Source organism: Bordetella genomosp. 8 (assembly GCF_002119685.1).
Taxonomy (GTDB): domain Bacteria; phylum Pseudomonadota; class Gammaproteobacteria; order Burkholderiales; family Burkholderiaceae_B; genus Bordetella_C.
Genome location: NZ_CP021108.1, coordinates 2444491 through 2465221, shown reverse-complemented (window position 1 = coordinate 2465221; position 20731 = coordinate 2444491). Strand labels below are relative to the sequence as shown.

Annotated in this window: 15 protein-coding genes; 5 read left to right on the top strand and 10 right to left on the bottom strand. The window is 66.7% G+C overall.

Annotation, left to right across the window (positions count from 1 at the left end):
- The first annotated feature begins 179 nt into the window (after positions 1 to 179).
- The 3 genes from CAL12_RS11195 to CAL12_RS11185 all read left to right on the top strand — a co-directional run bounded on the left by CAL12_RS11195 (position 180) and on the right by CAL12_RS11185 (position 4839).
- On the top strand, positions 180 to 1160 hold the full coding sequence (locus CAL12_RS11195) for a Bug family tripartite tricarboxylate transporter substrate binding protein (RefSeq protein WP_086064544.1): 981 nt from the start codon (positions 180 to 182) through the stop codon (positions 1158 to 1160).
- A 538-nt stretch (positions 1161 to 1698) separates the two neighbouring features.
- Positions 1699 to 3906: a phosphocholine-specific phospholipase C gene (locus CAL12_RS11190; RefSeq protein ID WP_086067823.1), complete on the top strand. Its 2208-nt coding sequence runs from the start codon at positions 1699 to 1701 to the stop codon at positions 3904 to 3906.
- Positions 3907 to 4053: 147 nt separating this feature from the next.
- The gene (locus tag CAL12_RS11185; RefSeq protein WP_086064543.1) at positions 4054 to 4839 is read left to right on the top strand and encodes a DeoR/GlpR family DNA-binding transcription regulator; all 786 of its coding nucleotides are present in this window, start codon (positions 4054 to 4056) and stop codon (positions 4837 to 4839) included.
- Between the two features lie 117 nt (positions 4840 to 4956).
- On the opposite strand, the gene CAL12_RS11180 is transcribed toward CAL12_RS11185, so the two are convergent.
- Positions 4957 to 5436 (bottom strand): VOC family protein, encoded by a 480-nt coding sequence (locus CAL12_RS11180; protein ID WP_086064542.1) that lies wholly within the window; start codon positions 5434 to 5436, stop codon positions 4957 to 4959.
- A gap of 104 nt (positions 5437 to 5540) precedes the next feature.
- The gene (locus CAL12_RS11175; protein WP_086064541.1) at positions 5541 to 6986 is read right to left on the bottom strand and encodes a hypothetical protein; all 1446 of its coding nucleotides are present in this window, start codon (positions 6984 to 6986) and stop codon (positions 5541 to 5543) included.
- Positions 6987 to 7091: 105 nt separating this feature from the next.
- On the opposite strand from CAL12_RS11175, the gene CAL12_RS11170 reads away from it, so the two are divergent.
- Positions 7092 to 8729 (top strand): methyl-accepting chemotaxis protein, encoded by a 1638-nt coding sequence (locus tag CAL12_RS11170; protein WP_086064540.1) that lies wholly within the window; start codon positions 7092 to 7094, stop codon positions 8727 to 8729.
- A 23-nt stretch (positions 8730 to 8752) separates the two neighbouring features.
- Here the strand turns inward: CAL12_RS11170 and CAL12_RS11165 are convergent, their stop codons facing one another.
- The 3 genes from CAL12_RS11165 to CAL12_RS11155 are packed head-to-tail and all read right to left on the bottom strand — an operon-like array spanning position 8753 to position 12134.
- Positions 8753 to 9895 (bottom strand): alpha/beta hydrolase family protein, encoded by a 1143-nt coding sequence (locus CAL12_RS11165; RefSeq protein ID WP_086064539.1) that lies wholly within the window; start codon positions 9893 to 9895, stop codon positions 8753 to 8755.
- A gap of 12 nt (positions 9896 to 9907) precedes the next feature.
- Positions 9908 to 11101, bottom strand: coding sequence for an alpha/beta hydrolase family protein (locus CAL12_RS11160; protein WP_086064538.1), 1194 nt, complete (start codon positions 11099 to 11101; stop codon positions 9908 to 9910).
- A gap of 58 nt (positions 11102 to 11159) precedes the next feature.
- Positions 11160 to 12134, bottom strand: a complete 975-nt coding sequence (locus CAL12_RS11155; protein WP_086064537.1) for a Bug family tripartite tricarboxylate transporter substrate binding protein — start codon at positions 12132 to 12134, stop codon at positions 11160 to 11162.
- Positions 12135 to 12495: 361 nt separating this feature from the next.
- Here CAL12_RS11155 and CAL12_RS11150 point away from each other — a divergent pair, with 361 nt between their 5' ends.
- Complete coding sequence (locus CAL12_RS11150; protein ID WP_198298430.1) at positions 12496 to 13299, top strand: IclR family transcriptional regulator; 804 nt, start codon at positions 12496 to 12498, stop codon at positions 13297 to 13299.
- On the opposite strand, the gene ppc is transcribed toward CAL12_RS11150, so the two are convergent.
- The 5 genes from ppc to CAL12_RS11125 all read right to left on the bottom strand — a co-directional run bounded on the left by ppc (position 13262) and on the right by CAL12_RS11125 (position 20643).
- Positions 13262 to 16135, bottom strand: a complete 2874-nt coding sequence (gene ppc, locus CAL12_RS11145) for a phosphoenolpyruvate carboxylase (RefSeq protein ID WP_086064535.1) — start codon at positions 16133 to 16135, stop codon at positions 13262 to 13264. The two genes, CAL12_RS11150 and ppc, sit on opposite strands and share 38 nt — an antisense overlap.
- A complete protein-coding gene (locus CAL12_RS11140; RefSeq protein ID WP_086064534.1) occupies positions 16132 to 16512 on the bottom strand; it encodes a VOC family protein in 381 nt (126 codons plus the stop codon). Before CAL12_RS11140 ends, ppc begins: the two co-directional genes overlap by 4 nt.
- Positions 16513 to 16624: 112 nt before the next feature.
- A complete protein-coding gene (locus CAL12_RS11135) occupies positions 16625 to 17587 on the bottom strand; it encodes a Bug family tripartite tricarboxylate transporter substrate binding protein (RefSeq protein ID WP_086064533.1) in 963 nt (320 codons plus the stop codon).
- Positions 17588 to 17743: 156 nt separating this feature from the next.
- Positions 17744 to 19642: a PhoX family protein gene (locus tag CAL12_RS11130; RefSeq protein ID WP_086064532.1), complete on the bottom strand. Its 1899-nt coding sequence runs from the start codon at positions 19640 to 19642 to the stop codon at positions 17744 to 17746.
- An 89-nt stretch (positions 19643 to 19731) separates the two neighbouring features.
- Positions 19732 to 20643 carry a LysR family transcriptional regulator gene (locus CAL12_RS11125; protein WP_086064531.1) on the bottom strand — a complete coding sequence of 304 codons (912 nt, stop codon included), beginning with the start codon at positions 20641 to 20643 and terminating at the stop codon, positions 19732 to 19734.
- Positions 20644 to 20731: the final 88 nt, after the last annotated feature.

The following is a 20731-nucleotide window of genomic DNA, read 5'->3' as shown; positions in this document are numbered from 1 at the left end:
GCTGAAAGGGCTCGGCACAAAGGATGACGCCGCCCCGCGTGGCATAGGTGTCTTCTATAGAAGACTAATATTTTCTTTGACGGTCAGATGTTTTTTTGTATAGTGGATCGCGCAGGATCGTGCAAGCCGCAGGTATAGCAAGGCGTCGCGACCTGTCATCCCCTGAGGAGGAAGACAAAATGAAGCTGATAGCCCGTTGGTCCATAGCCGTGTGGGCCGCTATTGCATTGCTGTTGCCGGCAGCGCATGCCGGCGAGTTCCCAAGTCGTCCTGTCACGCTGATCGTCGGTTATGCGCCCGGCGGTGGCACCGATACGGTCGCGCGCAGCGTCGCCGAGGTGCTGTCCCGCAAGTGGGGGCAGCAGGTCATCGTGAAGAATCGCCCGGGCGGCACGGGCGTCATCGGCATCAGGGACCTGAAGGGCGCCGCTCCGGACGGCTATACCCTGGGCATCTGGACGGATTCCGATATCGGCAACGCCGCGGTGCGGGACGATCTGGGTTACGACCTGGTGAAGGACTTCGACCATATCGGCCAGATCGCCTCCGGCGGCACGGTGCTGGTGGTCAACCCATCGGTGCCGATCAAGACGTTCGCCGACTTCGTCGCATACGCCAAAAAGAATCCAGGCAAACTCAACTTCGCTGTCGTGTCGGGTGGCGGCATGCATCTGGATAGCCTGCGCATACAGGATGCGGCGGGCGTGAAGACCACCATCATCGGCTACCCTGGAACAGGCCCTGCCTTGACCGACCTGATCGCCGGCCACGTCGATATGCTGGTGCTGCCGCTGGGCGTGGCGCTGCCCTACATCAAAAGCGGCTCGGCCCGTGCCATCGCGGTCGGATCGACCACGCGCTGGGCGGGACTGTCCGACGTGCAGACACTTTCGGAAGCGGTGCCTGGGTTGGAAAGCACTTTCTTCTACGGCCTGGTTGGCCCCAAAGGAATGCCGGACAGCTTGAAGACCACCTTGAACAGCGCACTCATGGATGCGCTGCGAGACCCCAAGCTGGGCGAAAAATTCCTGTCCATGGGGTTCATTCCCACAGGAAACTCGCCGAGCGAATTCAAGGCAGTGATCGCGAAGAAACTGGAAGTCTCGCGCACGGCGGCGGAACAGACGGGATTGAAGCAGAGCTTGCAGCAGGGAAAGTGAAGGCGGGCAGCGGGCGATACGTTCCCGCTCCACATTCCCGCCATCTTCCTTAAACCTCCCTGTCACGGCCATGTCACCTCGCTGGCCGATCATGCGGTTGCACTTTTTTGGAATTGTGCGTTTGAACGGATTCAAACGCACACTCCACCGCGCACGGCCGGCCCGACGGCCGTTTCTGCAACCCGCCTCTCTCGCCGCATGAAACCGACCCCTATCCGACACTCCCACGCCCGTCCCGCCGCGCGCTGGCCCATGCTGCTGGCCGCTGTCGCCATCGCTTGTTCGCTCACCGCCTGCGGTGGTGACCACGACGACGATGACGACGCTCCGTCGAATCCCGACACCCCCACCCAGCCGACGAACCCGGATCAGCCGGGGATGCCGCAGCCCCCGACGCCGGTCATGCACTGCGCGCCGTAGCGCGGTGGTCCGCCGCGAACGCAGTTCCCGCGCTCTTCCCCTTCCTTCCGATAGCGACCCTGGCGGCATCGCGCCCGCCATGCAGGCCTTCGCGCCACAACCGACCCGCGAACCGACAATGATCAACAACGCCAAACGCAAGTTTCTGCGCAACAGCCTGGGCGCCACCGCGTCCCTGACCGCATTGAGCATGTTCCCGCCCAGCATCCGCCGGGCGCTGGCCATCCCGGCGAACAATCGCACGGGCACCATCAAGGATGTCGAGCACGTCGTCATCCTGATGCAGGAAAACCGTTCCTTCGACAACTACTTCGGCACGCTGGCCGGCGTGCGCGGCTTCGGCGATCGCTTCACGATCCCGGTACCGAACGCGCTGAACGTCTGGCAGCAGCTGGACGCCAACGGCAAGCCCATCCTGCCGTATCACCTGGACCAGACCGCCGGCAATGCGCAGCGTGTCAGCGGCACGCCGCACAGCTGGAACGATGCGCGCGACGCGTGGGACAAGGGCCGCATGTACCAGTGGGCGCGCTACAAACGTACGCAATCCATGGGCTACTTCACCGAACAGGAAGCGTCCTTCCAATTCGCACTGGCCAACGCCTTCACGCTATGCGACGGCTACTTCTGCTCGCTGCACGGCGGCACCAATACCAATCGCCTGTTCCATTGGACCGGTACCAACGGCGCGAATACGCCGTCCGCGCACGTGGTGGTGAACAACGTATGGGACGGCCTGGACACGACCACCAACCTGGCGACGACGGGCTTCGACTGGGTGACCTATCCCGAACGGCTGACGCAGGCCGGCGTGTCCTGGATGGTTTACCAGAACATGCCTGACAACTTCACCGACAACCCCTTGATCGGCTTCAAGCAATATCGCGACGCCAACCTGCGTTCCGGCAAGCCGGTCTACCATGACGTGCCGGTGAACCCGGCGTACGCCCCCACCGACGACGTGAACAACCCGCTCTACAAGGGCATCGCCAACACGATGCCGGATGGCGGCTTCCTGGGCACGTTCAAGCAGGACATCCTGGACAACAAGCTGGCGCAGGTGTCCTGGATCATCGCGCCGGAAACCTATTCCGAGCATCCGGGGCCGTCGAGCCCCGTGCAAGGCGGCTGGTACACCCAGGAGGTGCTGGATGCGCTGACCGCGAATCCGGACGTATGGTCCAAGACCGTGCTGCTGATCAACTTCGACGAGAACGACGGCTATTTCGACCACGTGCCGCCGCCCTGCGCGCCGTCGCTGGATCTGACGTCGGGCGCCACCTTCGGCAAGTCGACGCTGAGCGCCGCCGATATGTCGTACGAGTACTACACGCATGGCGTGGTGCCGAACACCACGATGCCCACGCCGGATGGCGACTGCTACGGGCCGGGACCGCGCGTTCCGATGTATGTGATCTCGCCATGGAGCCGTGGCGGGTGGGTGAATTCGCAGCAGTTCGACCATACGTCCGTGCTGCGCTTCCTGGAAGCCCGTTTCGGGGTCGCCGAAACCCAGATCAGTCCGTACCGCCGCGCGGTCTTCGGCGACCTGACCTCGGCCTTCAATTTCGCCACGCCCAACGACGATGCGCTGCCCACGCTGAACGGCCGCCGCACCCGCAACGATGCGGACACGCTGCGCATTTCGCAGGATGCGCTGGGCCAGGTGGCCCTGCCCACGCCGCAGAACCTGCCGCGCCAGGGAAGCGGGACGCGTCCGTCACGCGCCTTGCCGTACGAGCTGCACACCAGCGCGCGCGCGGACGCTTCGACGGGCGCCGTCAAGCTGATCTTCTCCAATACGGGTTCGGCTGCCGCGGTGTTCCACGTGTACGACCGCCTGCATCTGGACCGTATTCCGCGCCGCTACGTGGTGGAGGCCGGTAAGCAGCTGGACGACAGCTGGGACACCAGGGCCACCGATGACGGCCGCTACGACCTGTGGGTACTGGGACCGAACGGCTATCACCGGGGCTACACCGGCGACCTGGCGGCGCAGGCGGCCAACGGCGCCGCCGTGCCCGAAGTGCGCGTCTGCTACGACGTGGCGAACGGCAACGTCTACCTGACCGGCATGAACACCGGCGGCAAGGACGCGCACCTGACGGTTCGGGCCAAGGCCTACCGCAACGACGGGCCATGGAACCTGACGGTCGTCGCTGGCGCCACCCAGGACGTGCATTGGGACCTGAAGGACAGCGCCCAGTGGTACGATTTCCTGGTCACCTGCGCCGAGCAGCCCGGCTGGTCGCGCCGCTTCGCCGGCCGCGTCGAGACGGGCAAGGACGGCCTGAGCGATCCCGCGATGGGCATGGAAGATCTTTGATGCCTTGAAGTTCCGCGGGTAGAGGCGCCGCGCCACGGTATCGAGGCGCGGCGTCTTGCGTTTCCAACCCCCTTTGCAGCCCCGTTTCAGCCCCGGCTTCCAAGCCGGTTTCCAACCCGTCCGCAATCGAGCAGGACCACACCAGACATGCTGCAGGAAGAACGCATCGCCCGCATCCAGGCTTTGCTCGGCGCCTTCGAGCGCGTCAGCACGGAGCGGCTCGCGCGCGAACTCTCGGTATCGCGCGAGACGGTGCGGCGCGACGTCCTCGAGCTCGAAGCGCAGGGCGCGCTGCGGCGGGTACATGGCGGCGTGGTCACGACAGCCGCGCATGCCGAGCCGCCTTACGCGCAGCGCCAGCATCTGCGCGCGCGCGAGAAGCGCGCCATCGCCCGCGCCGTGCTGCCGATGCTGGCGCCGGGACAGGTGATCCTGCTGGATGCCGGGACGACCACCGGCTACCTGGCCGAAGCACTGCGCGGGATGTCCGGCCTGACCGTGGTGACGAATTCCCTGGGCGTGGCCATGACGCTGGCGCGCCGCGACGCCCCCAGCGAATCGCCACGTCATGAAGTCATCCTGCTGGGTGGCACGCCACACGGCGATGTGCCCGCGACCTATGGCAGCGGGACGATCAACGAGATCGGGCGCTACCACGCGGACCTGGCCCTGCTGTCGCCGGTGGGACTCAGCGCCACACACGGCGCGACCAGCTACGCGAGCCATGAAGCGGAAGTGGCGCAAGCGATGGCCGCGCAGGCCAGGGAGCGCGTGCTGCTCGCCGACTACAGCAAGGTCGGATTGGTCAGCCGTGTGTGCTATGCCAAACCGCAGGAAGTCAGCCGCATCGTCACCAATCCGCATGATGATGACGGCGTCGAAGACGAACTGCGGCGGTGGCGCCGCGCCGGCGTGGACGTGGTGTTGGCCTGAGATCCGTTGGCCTGAGATCCGTTGGCCTGGGACCCGGTAGCCTCAGACCCGTTGGCCTGAGACCCGTTGGCCTCAGACCCGTTGGCCTGGGATCCGTTGGCTTGGGATCCGTTGCCCTCAGCCGCGCCGCGCGGCCTCGATCGCCGCGATGTCGATTCGGGTCATCCCCATCATGGCGTCGAAAGCGCGCTTGGCGGCGGCAGGATCCGGATCGGTGATGGCCGCGATCAGGGCGCGCGGCGTGATCTGCCACGACAAACCCCACTTATCCTTGCACCAGCCGCAGGCGCTTTCCTGCCCGCCGTTGCCGACGACGGCATTCCACAGGCGGTCGGTTTCCTCCTGGTCGTCAGTCGCGATCTGGAAGGAAAAGGCCTCGTTGTGCCGGAAGGCCGGGCCGCCGTTCAGGCCCAGGCAGGGAATGCCCGCGACGACGAATTCGACGGTCAGGACATTGCCCTGCTTGCCCGAGGGATAGTCGCCCGGCGCGTGATGCACCGCGACGACGCGGCTGTCCGGGAAAGTTTCCGCATAGAACGCCGCGGCGTCCTGCGCGGTGCCGTCGTACCACAGGCAGACTGTGTTCTTGCTGGCCATCTTGATCTCCTCGGACAATTCTACGTATCGTTTCTACATATCGTGGCGCCGCCATAATCCGGCAGGTCGCCAGGGGGCATCCGGACCTTAGCCATGGAGATGGCCTAAGCCGTGGATGCGACCGTGGTGGACAAGTCGTCGACGTGGACCAGCAACTCGCGAACCTGCCGCAGGGTTGTGTATTGATGCAGCACAGGCGTCCAGGCGGGTGTGGCAAGGAGTGCCTGCCAGACCGGTTCGAGCATGTCGACGCCTGTCCGGGGATCTTCCGCGCAACGGGCGGCGAATGCAAGGCTGGCGGGGGCGGACAGGAGCTGCATCCGGCTGGCCGCGCCGAGCAGGCGCGTCTGCGCTTCCTGGGCTGCGTCGCAGCAATAGAGCACGGATGCGCGCAGGGCCGCGTCGTCGGTGCACGGCGCGCGCAGCGACGCGCCGGATATCGGAACGTTGCCGTCGCGCGTCTGGAAGTGGTAGACCAGACTTGCATCCGCGCTGGCAAGCAGGCGCAGGCCGCGCAGCAGTCTTTGCAAATCCGTGGTCGCCGCGTCCAGCGACGCCTTTGCCTCGACCAACAGGCAAACGTCCCAGGGATCCTCGGCAATGCCGAAGGCCGCGTCGCGTTGCGGCCGCACCGCGTTCCGCCGCAGCAGGACGACGTCCCATTCCGTCTTGGCGCGATCGGCGCTGGCGGACAGGGATGCTGGGACACGCATGGAGGTCACCACGCGATACGCCGTCTGGCCACCCTGCCCCGCTTCGTCCCCGGCTTCATCGCGTTCGAGACGTTGGGCCAACGCCACGATTGCACTCGCTGCCTGGGCCTCCACCTCGGCGCCGCGCCGCTGCGACGCCGACCCGCGCGCCACGGCCGCGGGGCTGCCGGAACGGGGACCGTTCAAGTCCCACAGCGCCTGGTACCGGCGCACGTCGCCATCGGTCGCCAGCGTATCCAGCAGGTCCAGGCGCGCCAGGGCCGGACTCGCCGCCAGGCTGGCCAGCGCGCTTTCGATTGCGGCTTCGCCGGCGATTCCGGGCGTTTCCAGTGCGTGCCTTGCCGCCTGGCGCAGGCGCGCCCAGCGCGATGCGCCCGCCAAGGCGTGCAGTTGCGCCAGGACATCGTGCACGGGACCCGGCGATCGCCGCGCCTGCTTTCCCGGATGCGCGACGCCATTCACCAAGGCCCGCACCTCGCGGCGATCCCGCTCCGCATGCGCCGCCAGGGACGCGTACTCGCGCACGCACGGCATGCGATGGCGCAGCACCATGGCTTGGAAGACGGGGTCGCCTGGTACGGGGTCGCCTGGGGCGGAATCGTCCCCATGCCCGCGCATCGCCTCGCGGATGAGCCGCGCCAGGGCATCCAGGAAGCTGGCTTTCAGCGGCGCCTCGGGCGTTCCGCCATGCGCCAGCGTTGCACGCACCCGCTCAAGCACCAGTGCGACCGCGGTGCCGGCGTCCGTCTCCCCAGGCGGCAAGCCATCGGGCAGCGGCGGCAGCAGATAACGGCGCGGCACTTGGCTCAAGACGCGCGCAAGTTGTGTCTTTGACATGGATCAACCCGCCATCGTCCACACGCAAATAGAATCGGCAGCCAATTCTATAACCACGCAAGACGGGCCACACCGCCGCCACGCCTTCGCCCACGACAGACAACAATGCGCCTGAACCTTCCGGTCACCGAGAACGAATTCGCCTTTCCCACGGGCCACACCCTGGTTTCGAAGACTGACACCAAGGGAAGAATGGTCTACTGCAACGCCATGTTCGCCGAGGTCAGCGGCTATACCAAGGAAGAATTGCTCGGCAAGCCGCACAACATCATTCGCCATCCGGACATGCCCGAAGAGGCTTTTCGCGACATGTGGGCGACGATCGCGTCGGGTCGGCCGTGGTCGGCCGCGGTGAAGAACCGCCGCAAGAACGGCGACTACTACTGGGTGATGGCCAATGCCACGCCCTTGATGGAGAACGGCGTCCCCGTCGGATATATGTCGGTACGCACGGAGGCCAGCGAGGCGCAGATACAGGACGCGGAAGCGCTGTATGCCACCATGCGCCAGGAGGCCAAGGCCGGGCGCCGGCTTCACGCCCTGTCCAAGGGTCGTCCCGTGAGGCGGGATCTGCGGGGGCGCCTGGCCGTTGCCTTGCAGCTCGGCCTAGCCGGCCAATTGATGCTGTTCTTCATCGCGGTACTGGCAGCGTTTTTGGCCATCGACCGTTTCCTGCCGTCCGACTCCGTCATCGGGCACACGGCCGCGTGGCTGCTGCGGCTGGCCCTGCTGGCGGTGACCTGGCAATTCCTGCGTACCCGCCTGGTCGCGCCCTTGAACGACGTGGTGCTGGCGGCGAACCGCCTGGCGGCCGGCGATCTGACCCAATCGCCCGCAAGCAACCGCGACGACGAAGTGGGCGCGTTGCAGGCGGCGCTGGGACAGCTGCGCGTCAATGTAGGCTCCATCGTCCGCGACGCGCGCGACCAGAGCCGGGACATCGTGGCGAGCGCCGTCGAGCTCACACGCGGCAATCTGCACCTGTCCGAGCGTACCGACGCGCAGGCCGGCAACCTGCGGCAGACGGCGGCATCGATGGAGGAAATCACGACCACCGTCAGCCTGGCGGCGGCGGCGTCCAAGGACGTCAGCCGGCTTTCCGCGGGCACGCGGCTGATCGCCCGCCACGGCACCGAAGCGGTCGACCAGGTCAGCGCGACCATGCAGTCGATCGCCGACTCTTCCAACCGTATCAATGAAATCACACGCATCATCGACAGCATTGCCTTCCAGACCAATATCCTCGCATTGAATGCGTCGGTGGAAGCGGCACGGGCGGGCGAGCAGGGCCGCGGCTTTGCCGTGGTCGCCGGAGAGGTGCGCGCGCTGGCCCAGCGCAGCGGCCATGCGGCCAAGGAGATCAGGCACCTGATCGAGGATTCGGCGCTGAAGGTGATGGAAGGCAATGCGCGAACGGCTGCCGCGCGCAAGACCATGAGCGAAGTGCTCGACGGCGTCGAGGAAGTGAACACGCTGGTGGAAGGCATCAGCAACGCCGCCAACGAGCAGCTCACCGGCATATCGCAGGCCAATGCGGCCATCGGCGAGCTGGACGGCATTACCCGCCAGAATGCATCCCTGGTGGAACAGGTGGCCGCCGCCGCGATGTCACTGGAAAGGCTGGCCCGCGATACGGACGAAACGATGCGGCTGTTCCGTATGGAAGGCGTATCGATACAGGACGGCGCGGCGGCACGGCGCGTTGAAGCCGGGCACGCCGCGCTGTCCCTGTCACAGGCGTAGCGGACGCCGGCCCACGCCGGACGCTACAGGTTGTCCGCCAGCCAATCCGCGATGATGTTCGCGCCGACCTGGCGGTTGTCTTCCTGGCAGTGTTCGCTGCCGCCTTCGTAGGCGGTCAACACCCGCAACGTCTTGTTCCGCGCGCCCACGGCGTCGTACAGGCGCTGGGCGAACTCCACCGGCACGATCGTGTCGTTTTCGCCATGCAGGCAGAAGAACGGGCACAGCAGCTCGGGCGCGACGTCCTTCAGGCGGTAGTCCTCCAGCTTCTTCATGCAGGCGTCCATGTCGGGCTTGCCCAGCACCCAAGGCAGCTGGAAACCGGGCGCGGACAATTTCGTTCCGCCCGACTCCATGATGCGGCGCCGCCGCGTCCAGGACTCGTGGTAATCGAAATGCCCGCCCCAGGCGACGCAGGCCGCGAAGCGATGATCCTTGGCCGCCGCGCGCGGCGCGTAGTAGCCGCCCATGGAAAAGCCCATCACGGCGACGCGCCTGGGGTCCACCTCGGGACGCGCCGCGACCCAGTCGTAGGCCGCGCCGGCGGGAACCTCGTAGTCGTAGCGGCTGGGTATGCCCTGGAGCCGCAGGGCTTCGCCCTGTCCCGGGCCGTCGATCGCGAGCACGTGGATGCCGCGCCTGGCGATCTCGATGCCGCCGAACAGCACGCTCATTTCCTTGGCGTTGTCCAGGCCGTCGAACATCACCACCGTGGGCGCCGGGCCGTCGACGTCCGCGCGCAGCCACCAGGCGGGCAGCGTGGTGTCTTCATACGGGACCTCGGCGCGGGTGATCTGCGGAAAACGCCGCTCCAGCCCCTTGGCGAAGCAGCGCAGGCAGTCGCGATAGGTCTGCCATTTGCGTTCCGATGGCGCGATGAAGCGTTCGCCGCAGAAGTAGTAGATGGCCGCGCGCAGGTAGTAGGCGCCTGACGTCAGCGTATGGCCCTTGGCTTCCTCCTGGTCGCCGAAGCCTTCGATGCGGCGGGCCATGTCGACCCATTCCTTCCACCACAGCTCGTTGTCGCCTTCGTGGCCCTTCAGCTTCTGGCCGATCTGGTCGATCTCGCTGATCGACGCCGCGCCCCAGCCGGCCATCTCGATGCCGAACATCATGCCCTGCGACCACATATGGTTGCTGGGGAAGTACTCGAACCAATGACTCATTGCCTGCTCCAACTACCCGGGGAAGAACGACAGCGCGTTCTGGTCGATGCCGAAGACGTCCGCCAGCCAGTCCAGCATCAGCTCCTGCCCCAGCGTGGGGTTGTCGTGCTGGCAATGCTCGGCGCCGGTTTCTTCCGCGCTGGTCAACTTCAGCGTGGCCTTGACGCCATGCGCGGTGGCATAGTCGTGCACCTTCCTGACCGCTTCCACGCCCAGTACGTCATGGCCGCCATGGATGATCAGGTAGGGGCATTTCATGTTCTCGAGCACGCCTTCCAGCGTGAACGGGCGGGCGATCTCTGTGGCTTCGGCCATGCTTCGGGCGCCGAACACCCACTTGATATGGCCGGCCAGGCCGTGGTTGTCGTCGCGCGCCTTCCAGCGTTCGTGGATGTCCCAGATGGCGCCGTGCGAGATGCAGGCCGCCAGCCGGGTATCCATGGACGCGGCGCGGGCGGAGTAATAGCCGCCCAGGCTGGAGCCGCTGACGGCGATGCGGCTGGTATCGACGTCAGGCCGCGCCGAAAGCCAGTCTATGCAACGGCCGATCGGCACTTCGTAATCATGCCGGGTGACCAGTCCATGCCGGCGCAGCGCGCCACCCTGCCCCGGACCATCCACCATCAGCACCGACATGCCTCGCTGCACGGCGCCACGGCCCGTCATGAACCACAGCTCATCCTTGTACGAATCCAGGCCGCCAACTGAAATCAGCACCGGCTGGCGCGGGCCGCCATTGGCCGAGCGCACGAAGTACGCCGGCAGGGTCTTGCCACCTTCGTAGGGGATTTCCACGATCTCGCCCGGCGGGTCCATGCGCGTGAAAGCATGGGCGGACGCACGCTCGGCCTGCGTGAAGGCGTCCAGGCGGCGCGGATCGTCGGGCGTGAGCCAGAACTCCGCCTCACGGTAATAGTTCGCGGCGCGCAGCCAGCAGTTCATGGCCGTGCGCACGTGCCCCGCCGCCAGGGCCTCATCGCCCCGGCGCGCATTGCGGTCGGCGATATGGCGCCAGGCGGTGTACCAGGTTTCGAAATCGCCGGCGGTGATATGGGTGGCCGCCTGGAAGACTTCGCTGACCGCGCCGCCGCCTTCCTGCGTCTCGCCCAGGCCACGCCGGAACTGATACGACATCCAGAAGTCGTCGGGCCAATGGTGCCAGCCGAACGGTTCATATTTGGGGGAAGGACGTTCCGGTGCGGTCATGCTGCGCTTCTCCTTTTTGCTGGCGGCGACGCGGCCGCGGCGTTGCTGGTGCGGTGGTTCACTTCTTCTTTTCCAGGCCCAGGTTGCCGATGGTGCCGCCCCATTTCGCGTAGTCGTCCTGCCAGACCTTGGCGAACTGCGCGGGCGTACCGGTCGCCGGGTCCAGCCCCAGGCGCTGCGCCTGCACCTGGACCTGTGGATCGCCCACCGCCTTGTTCAAGGCCTTGTTGACCTTGGCCACGACGTCGGCCGGCGTGCCGGTGGGTGCGAACAATCCGAACCAGCCCAGCGCCTCGTAGCCCGGGACGCTTTCGCCGAAGGTGGGAATGTTCGGCGCGTTCGGCGCCCGCTCGCGGCCGGTGACGCCCAGCGCCATCAGGCGGCCGTCCTGGACATAGGGGTAAAGGCCGGAGTAGCCGAAGACGGTCAACTCGACGCGGCCGGACATCAGGTCCGACATGATCTGCGTGCTGCCCTTGTACGGGATGTTCGTGAAGTCGAAGCCGGCTTTCTCCTTGAGCAGCTCCATCGACAGATGAGGAAAGCCGCCCTCGCCGTTGGTACCCACGCGCACGCTTCCAGGATGCGCCTTCGAATAGGCGATGAGGTCCGGCAAGGTCTTGGCCGGAAAATCCGGCTTGGCCACCAGCATCATGTAATTGGTATAGGCCAGCGCCACCGGCGCCAGTGCCTTGCGCACGTCGATGGGCCAATCGTTGGTGAGCGGTGCAACGACGACCGCGCCCATCTGCCCCATGACCAGTGTGTAGCCGTCGGGCTCGGCGCGCGCGGCCAGCTGCAAGCCGATGAGTCCGGAGGCCCCCGGATGGTTCTCGACCACGATGGATTGCCCGAGCTCCTGCGACATATCGTTGCCGACCAGCCGGGTAATGACGTCGGCGAGATCGCCGGGCGGATACGGCACGATGATGCGTATCGGACGGTCCGGGTAGCCCGCGGCGTGGCTTGCGGGCACTGCGACGGCCAGCGCGAGGGCAAGCATGGCCCCGGCCCAGGCAAAGATCCTGTTCATGTGACGATCCCCTGTGAAAGGCGAGCCACTCGCTCTTGTGCAACCCGTGGGTGGCCTTGCGTCGATATTGGAACCGGTGGATAGGCCCGTCAACTTTTCCGCCGCTTTTTCCCAATTAGTAAAACTGCGTGGCGATGCCGCGTCGCGGCCTCACTCGTTTGGTGCGGAGCAGCGCACCATGAACGCGCCGTTCGGCCACGCAGGCACCGCTATCGCGCGCTTCATCCACCGTTATGGAGCACGTCATGAAGTGAGCCAAAAAACTTGTTTGTGGCGCGGGTGGCGCGTGATATTTTTCTTCCCAGTATCTGGAAATTTGTATGACGTCCTGGATGAACGCCACCGGCGATTTATACGAACCATGCAGAACCGAGCATCGCCGGCCAGTACCGTGGGCCGCGCCGTCGACCTGCTGCGCCTGATTGCCAGCAGCCCTTCGCAGCACCTGCGCCTGATCGATCTGGCGCAGCGCGCGGACATGGAGAAATCCACCGCGCATCGCCTGCTGCAGCGACTGGTCAGCGAACGCATGCTGGTGCGCGTGCCGGGCCAGCGCGGCTATCGGCTGGGTCCCCTGATCTACGAACTGGGGCTGTGCGCCCTGCCCGAGAACAACCTGCGCGAAACCAGCCATCCCCATCTGCGGCGCCTGGCGGAGCAGACCGGCGACATGGCCTTCCTGGTGGTGCGCAGCGGCTTCGAGACCGTGTGCCTGGATCGCATCGCCGGCAACTTCCACATCCAGACGCTGACGTCCGGCGTGGGCGACCGCCATCCCCTGGGCATCGGTGTCGGCGGCCTGGCCATCCTGGCCGCGATGAGCGACGCGGAAATCGATATCGCCTTGCAGGCCATCCAGGACAAGCTGAACCGTTACCCGAACTTCAGCGTGGCATCGTTGCGCGACGCGATCCAGCGAACGCGTGTCGCCGGCTATGCGCTGGACGACGGCGTGGCGGCGACCGGCGTCAGCGCCATCGGCATGGACATCAAGCAGCCCGGCGGCATGCCGGCCGCGGCGGTCTTCGTGACCACGATCACGCAACGCATGGATCCCACGCGCCGCGCACTGCTGAGCAAGCACCTGTCGGCCTGCATCCAGGGGGTGCAGGCCGACATGGCCAGGCTCAACCGCTATTGCGCAGACCCGCCGCGATCCCGTTGATGGAGATGTGGATGCCGGTCTTGACCACGGCATCGCCACGGCCTTCGCGATAACGCTGCATCAGTTCCACCTGCACATGGTGCAAGGGATCCAGGTAGGGGAAGCGGTGGCTGATGGAACGGGCCAGCACCGGATTGTTCGCCAGCCGGCCGTCCTCTCCGGTGATGCGCGACAGCGCCTGCGCCGTACGCTGCCACTCGGCTTCGATCGCGGGAAAAATGCGATCGCGCAGGGCATCGTCGTCGACGAGTTCGGCATAGCGCGCGGCCAGCGCGAGGTCGGACTTGGCCAGCACCATGTCGAGATTGGACAGGAGCGTACGAAAGAAGGGCCAGTCGCGATACATCGCGCGCAGCAACGACCAGGCGTCATCGCCACGGGCGCCGGCTTCGTCCACATAGGCCTGCACCGCGGAACCGAAGCCGAACCAGCCCGGCAGGGTCAACCTGCACTGGCCCCAGCTGAAGCCCCAGGGAATCGCGCGCAAGTCCTCGATGCGCTGGCCCCCGCTGCGCGACGCCGGACGCGAACCGATGTTCAGCTCGGCGATCTCGCGTATGGGCGTGGAGCCGAAGAAATAGTCGCGGAAGCCTGGGGTTTCATAGACCAGCGCCCGATAGGCCCGCATGCTGGCGCTCGACAAGGCGGCCGCCGCGTCCAGATGGGCCCGCGGCGCCTGCTGCTGGGTCTGCAATAGCGTGGCTTGCAGCGTGGCAGCGACCAGGGTTTCCAGGTTGCGCCGGCCGATGTCCGGATTGGTGTACTTGGAGGCGATGACTTCGCCCTGTTCGGTCAACCGCAATTGCCCGCGCACGGTGCCGGGCGGCTGCGCCAGGATGGCCTGGTAGCTGGGACCGCCCCCGCGGCCCACGGTGCCGCCGCGGCCATGGAACATGCGCAGCTTGATCGGCGCGCGCGCAGCGAATTCGTCGAACAGCGCCGCCAGGGCAATGCCGGCGCGATACAGCTCCCAATTGCTGGTGAAGATGCCGCCATCCTTGTTGCTGTCGGAATAGCCCAGCATGATGTCCTGCTCGGCCCCGCTGCGGCGCACGAGTTCGAACACCCCCGGCAAGGCATAGAAGCCGCGCATGATGGTGGTGGCGTTGCGCAGGTCTTCGATGGTCTCGAACAGCGGCACGACGATCAGATCGGCGCGCGCGTCCTCGCTCAGCAAGCCATGCAGCAGGCCGGATTCCTTCTGCAGCAGGAGCACTTCCAGCAGATCGCTGACGGTTTCCGTATGGCTGATGATGTAGTGGCGGATCGCATGGTGGCCATAGCGTTCGCGCATGAGGCGCGCGGCCTCGAAGATGGCGAGCTCGCCGAGCGCCAGATCGGAGTACCCGGCGCCCGGCACGCGCAGCGGACGGGGATCGTCCAGTTGCCGAAGCAGCAGCGTCACCCTGCCCTCCTCGTCCAGGTTCGCGTAGTCGGCATGCGCGCGCGCCGTCGCCAGCAGCTCGGCGACGACGGCTTCATGCTTGTCGGAGCTTTGGCGCAGGTCGACGGTGGCCAGGTGGAAACCGAAGACGCTTGCCGCCCGCATCAGCGGACGCAGCCGCTGCTCGCCCAGCGCGGCGGCGTGATGGCTGTGCAGGGAACGGTCGATGACCGCCAGGTCTTCCAGGAATTCCTCGGCGCGCGCGTAGGGAGGCTGCGGCGCCACGGGGTGCGGCGCGGCTTCGACGCCGGTCAGCACATGCAGCGTCGCGGCCAGCCGCGCATAGATGCCGGACAGCGCCTTGCGATAAGGCTCGTCGCGCCGATGCGCGCTCTGGTCGGGCGAGCGGTCGGCCAGGGCCAGCAGTTCGGGCGCCACGTCCACCAGATAACTGGACATGGAAAGTTCGCCACCCAGCTGGTGCGTTTCGGCCAGGTAGTGGCGCAGGGCGATCTCCGCCTGGCGCTTCAAGGCATAGGCCAGGGTATCGGCCGATACGTTGGGGTTGCCATCGCGGTCGCCGCCTATCCACTGGCCCATGCGCAGGAAGCTGGCGACGGGCTGGTCCGGCATCTCATGTTCAAGGCTGGCGTACAGCCGCGGGATTTCGCGCAGGAACGTGGACTGGTAATAGCTGAGGGCGTTTTCGATTTCGTCGGCGACGGTCAGCCGCGACATGCGCAGCAGGCGCGTGCTCCATAGCTGGACGATGCGGCCGCGCAATTGGGCCGCGTTCATATCCAGCTCGCGGGCAAGCACCCGGTCGCTGGCCCGGGGCTTGCCCGGTTCCTTTCCATCCCCGTCTTCCGCCTCATCCGCGTCCGCCACGCCTTGGCCGTGGACAGGCGCACGCGCGCGGATGTCGTCGCGCTCCGAGAGCAGCTGGGCGATGGCACGCTGCGCGTCCAGGATGCTCTTGCGTTGCACTTCGGTGGGATGCGCGGTCAGCACCGGCGACACGTGGCTTTCCCGCAGGGTCTGCGCGATGCGGCTGGCGCCGATGCCGGCATTGCGCAGCCGCGCCATCGTGGCCTCCAGGCTGCCTTCCTGCACGTCGCCCCCGCGTTCGCGGGCCAGCCGGCGGCGGATGTAATGGCGGTCTTCCGCCAGATTGGCCAGCAGGCTGAAATAGGTGAAGGCGCGCACCACGCAGACCAGCATGATCGCGGGCTGGGATTGCAGCAGGTGCTTCAGCGCCTGGTCGGCCTGTTCGTCGTCGTCGCGGCGATAGGCAACCGCCAGTTGGCGCACCTGCTCGACGAGGTTGTAGGCCTCTTCCCCCTCCTGCTCGCGGATGACCTCGCCGAGCAGGCGGCCCAGCAGGCGGATATCGTCGGCAAGCGGCTGGTCGGCGGGCGTACCCTGGTCGGTATCGGCGTGATCCTCGCTCATGCGGCGATCTCCGAGATCTCGATCAGGTTCAGGTCCGGGTCGCGCACGTATACGGACCGGATACGGGACACCGCGCCCGTCCGCATGACCGGCCCTTGCTCGATCACTATCTGGCGATCGCGCAGGCGCGCGATGACATCATCCAGGGGCACTGCGGCAATGAAGCACAGGTCCAGCGCGCCCGGAACGGGCAGATGGGCCTTGGGCTCGTATTCGCGTCCCCTGACGTGCAGGTTGATTTTCTGGCTGCCGAAGACGAAGGCCTTGCGTCCTTCGCCGAAGGTTTCCAGGCGCATGCCCAGGACGTCGACGTAGAAGCGCACGCAGGCGGCCTCGTCGATGGTCGTCAGGACCAGGTGATCCAGGTGGTCGATCAATTGCGGGCCTCCTCTCGTTCTGATAGCACGAATGTAGGAGATTCCGCCCGCCTTGGGAATTCACGTTACGGCAGGCCGCCTTCGCGAACGGTTATGGCGGCCTGCCGCGGGCTTACTTGCCGCCCTTCAGGATGTCATGCCACTTGCTGGTCTGGTCGGCGATGAACTTGCCGAACACTTCCGGCTTCTGGCCGCCAGGCTCGGCGCCTATGGTTTCCAGCGCCTTGGCCATCTGCGGGTCCTTGAAGGCATCCAGGACGGCCTCGTACAGCTTGGCCTGCACGTCCTTGGGCACCTTGGCCGGCACGACCAGGCCATACCAGGTCGAGAAGGTGTAGCCCGGCAGGCCCGCTTCGTCGATGGCCGGGATGCCCGGGAAGTAGGCGCTGGGCTTTTCGCTGCTGACGCCCAGGGCGCGCACGGTGCCGGCGCGGATCTGCGAAATCGCCGAACCGCTGGTTTCGATGGCCATCTGGATCTGGCCGGATATCAGGTCGGCCATCATGGGCGCGCCGCCCTTGTACGGAACGTGCGCGATATCGATGCCCGCCATCTTCTTGAACAATTCGCCGGCAAGGTGCTCCGTGCTGCCGATGCCGGCCGAACCGAAGTTCAGCTTGCCCGGATTCTTCTTGGCGTAGTCGATCAGTTCGGGGACCGTCTTGACCGGCAGCTTGTTGTTGACGATGAGCAGGTTGGGCGACGATGCCACGATCGTGATCGGCGCGAAATCCTTTTCGAAGTCGTAGGTCAGCTTGTCGTAGGTCGACGGCGCGATGGTGTGGGCGATGGTCGACAGGAAGATGGTGTAGCCGTCTGGCGCCGATCGCGCCACATAGGCAGCGCCGATGGTGCCGCCCGCGCCGGCGCGGTTGTCGACGATGACGGGCTTGCCCAGCTTCTTGGCGATGGCCTCGGCCAGCGGACGACCGACCATATCGGTGGTGCCGCCCGGCGGGAAGGGGATGACCAGGGTGATGGGCCGCTCGGGCCAGGCCGCATGGGCCGTCAGGGTGCTCGCGCAGAAAACGGCGCCCGCCAGCAATTTCCCGATCAGGGATTTGCCGAATGTCATGTAGTTCTCCTGAATTGCAGCGATGGACTGATGGCGGTCCGTGGGCGGCTTGCGCGCCGCGCTTGTGGTGGACCGCGGTGGTCCCGCGAGCACGGCTGGATTGTATACCTGCGTGTACACAGCCATGCCGCGGCCGTCGCTGTTCCGCCGGAAACGCTATGTGCCCACGGGCGCGCCATCCGTGCGCCGGATCGCCAGGGTCGACGAACGCGGCGTGCGGCCGGCCTCCGGCCAGCCCTGCGTGGGATGCTGGATGTTCACGAAGAAAGTGGTCAGGTCCGGCGTGTACGCGATGCCGGTCAGCTCGCAGCCCACCGGCCCGACCAGGAAGCGCTTCGATTCGCCCGTGGCGGGATCGACGCAATACATGCCGTTATTGCCGAATACCTTCGGCGTGGCAACCGCGCCCAGGTTCATATCGGTCTGCACCCACAGGCGCCCCGCCGGGTCCTGGCGCAGGCCGTCCGGGCTGCTGAAGGCATCGCCCTTGATATTGCCAGCGAGATTCGGCTTGCCCTGCGCGGCCGCCTGCTCCGGATCGCCCGCCAGGAGAAAGATGTCCCAGGTGAAGGTGACCGCCAGCGGGGAATCGCCTGCTTCGTTCCAGCGGAGGATGTGGCCATGGTGGTTCTCCGCGCGCGGATTGGCGTCGTTCACCGGCGCCTTGCCGCCCCGCCCGGTGTAGTTGGTCAGGGTCACGTAGATGTCCTTGCGCGGCCCGACGGTGATCCATTCCGGCCGGTCCATCACCGTGCCGCCGGCCGACACGGCGGCCTGCTGGCATTCGACCAGCACGTCGGCCTGCGACTGGTAGCCGTCGGCGGCGGTCAACCCGGCGGCGCCATGCCGCAAGGGAAGCCATCTGCCCTGGCCGGAGGAATCGAACCGCGCGACGTACAGGGTGCCTGAATCCAGCAGTCCCAGGTTGGCGGCACGGTCGGCGGCATCGAAGGGACGGTCCGGCACGAACTTGTAGATGCAGCCGGGCGTGCTGTCGTCGCCCATGTAGAACGCCACCCGTCCCGCGCCATCGGCCAGCCAGGCGACGTTTTCGTGATTGAAGCGGCCCATGGCCGTGCGCTTGATGCCCTGCCGCAGGATCTTGCCCTGCGGGTCGAGTTCCACGACCCAGCCATAACCCTGCCGGGGCTGGCTGGTATCGAAATAGTTGAAGGTGGTTTCTTCACAGGTCAGGTAGGTGCCCCAGGGCGTTGCGCCGCTGGAGCAGTTGTTCAGCGTGCCGGTTACGGTGGCCCCGACGCGTTCGCGCGCCGGTCCGCCCACGGCATAGGTGCTGTTCCCGGTGTAGCGGCGGTTGTAGGGGGAATCGCGCTTGACGCGCCATGCCTGGTCCACGAGTTCGACCTCGATGACGGACACGCCCACCGCGGACAGGGCCACGCGCTTCTGGTCGGCGGTCGCCTTCTTTTCGTCGAAAGTGCCGTTGGCAAAGCTTTCCTGCGCGAAGGACACGCGCATGTCGACCTGTTCGTGGTTGATCGCCAGCAGGCCGCCCTTGCGCGGATCGACGCCGGGCAAGGCGAAGTAATGCATGCCGTCGTGTTCGCCACCGGCGCGCTTGCCGGCCTGCTCCCACGTGGCGAACTCGCCTTCGGTCCAGGACGTGGAGCCCGCTTCCACCGCATCGCCAGCCGAGAACAGTACCTGTACCTCGTAGCCCGGCGGCACGATGACCCGGTCAGCCGTCGAGCGGGCCACCGCCTGGAAACGGACCGCGTAGTCACGGGCGGGATCCAGCCCATCGGGCGCCGCCTTGCCGCCGGCGGATGGCGATCCCGCCGGATTCCCCGTCCCATTGGCGTCGCCCGGGCCCGCGGCCAGGGCCGGCACGCCGAATATCGAGAGCGCCGCCGCGCCCAGGCCGGTTTTCAACCACACGCGGCGCGCCGGACTCAGGGCAAGGACGTCGTCCAGCGCCTGGCCGGGCCGTGGGGTGGCTGGCGTGGCTGGCACGGTATTCGGCGGCCGGCTACCTGCCGGCGCCGACGCCTTGGACAGGCCGCGGGCCTTGGCTTCGTCGGTGGAACGGGACATCCCGGCTCTCCTGATTCGTCATGGACATGCGCGGGTATTCGCCCCGCGCGGATCGCCACATGGTGCACGCCGAGTTTGACAGCTTGTTGTCAGCCAGGCGGGCTCCAGGGATGCGCCTGAACCTCGGCCCGCAGGCATTCCAGGAAATGCGAGGTGCGCGCCGAGCGCGCCTCGCGCGAAGGCAGGAGCGCGATGACGTCGGCATCCGGCAGGCGCCATTCGGGCAACAGCGCGACCAGCCGGCCGGCGCCCAGGTCGGCGGCGACGTCCCATTCCGAGCGGACCATGATCCCCATGCCGGCCACCGCCCAGTCGTGCACCACGGCGCCTTCGGTACTGGCGAGGACCGGCGCGATCCGCACGTTGGCGATGTCCCCGCGCGGGCCGGCGAAACGCCACAGGGTGACGTCCTCGTCGTTCTCCCGCAGCGCGATGCATTCGTGGGCCCGCAGGTCCTGCGGCCGCACGGGCGCGGGGTGGCGGCGCAGGTAGGAAGGCGCGGCGCACAGGATGCGCCGGTTGGAAGCGATGCGTTGCATGATCAGGCTGGAATCGCGAAGCTCGCCGATGTGCACCATGACGTCCCAGCTGTCCTCGGCAAACCGGCCGGGCCGGTCCGAACAGGTCAGCGTGGCGGTGACCTCCGGATAGTCCCGGCGCACGCGCGCGACCGCCGGGGCGACGTAGCGACGGCCGAAGCCCAGCGGCGCCAGCACGCGCAGATGCCCGGCGATGACGCGCCGGCGGCTGCCCAGGTCGTCGGCCAGCAGCCCGAGTTCGGCGCAGATGCGGCGTCCGCGCGCCACCAGGAGGTCGCCCTCGTCGGTCAGCGCCGTGTGCCGGCCGGTACGCTCGATCAGGCGCGCGCCCAGCCGCTTTTCCAGGCCGGCCAACCGCTGGGTGACGGCGGGCGGCGTCACGTTGAGCGTGCGCGCCGCCTCCGCCAGCGAGCGGGCGGCCGCCACCGTCAGGAAGAACTGCAGATCCTCGCTGGAGAGCACCCCTTGCTCCATTAAGTTGCGGCTTAAGCCGGGATTGCGGCGCCGCTTAACCTTGGACTTTAGCGCGCTGTTCATACTCGCGGCACTC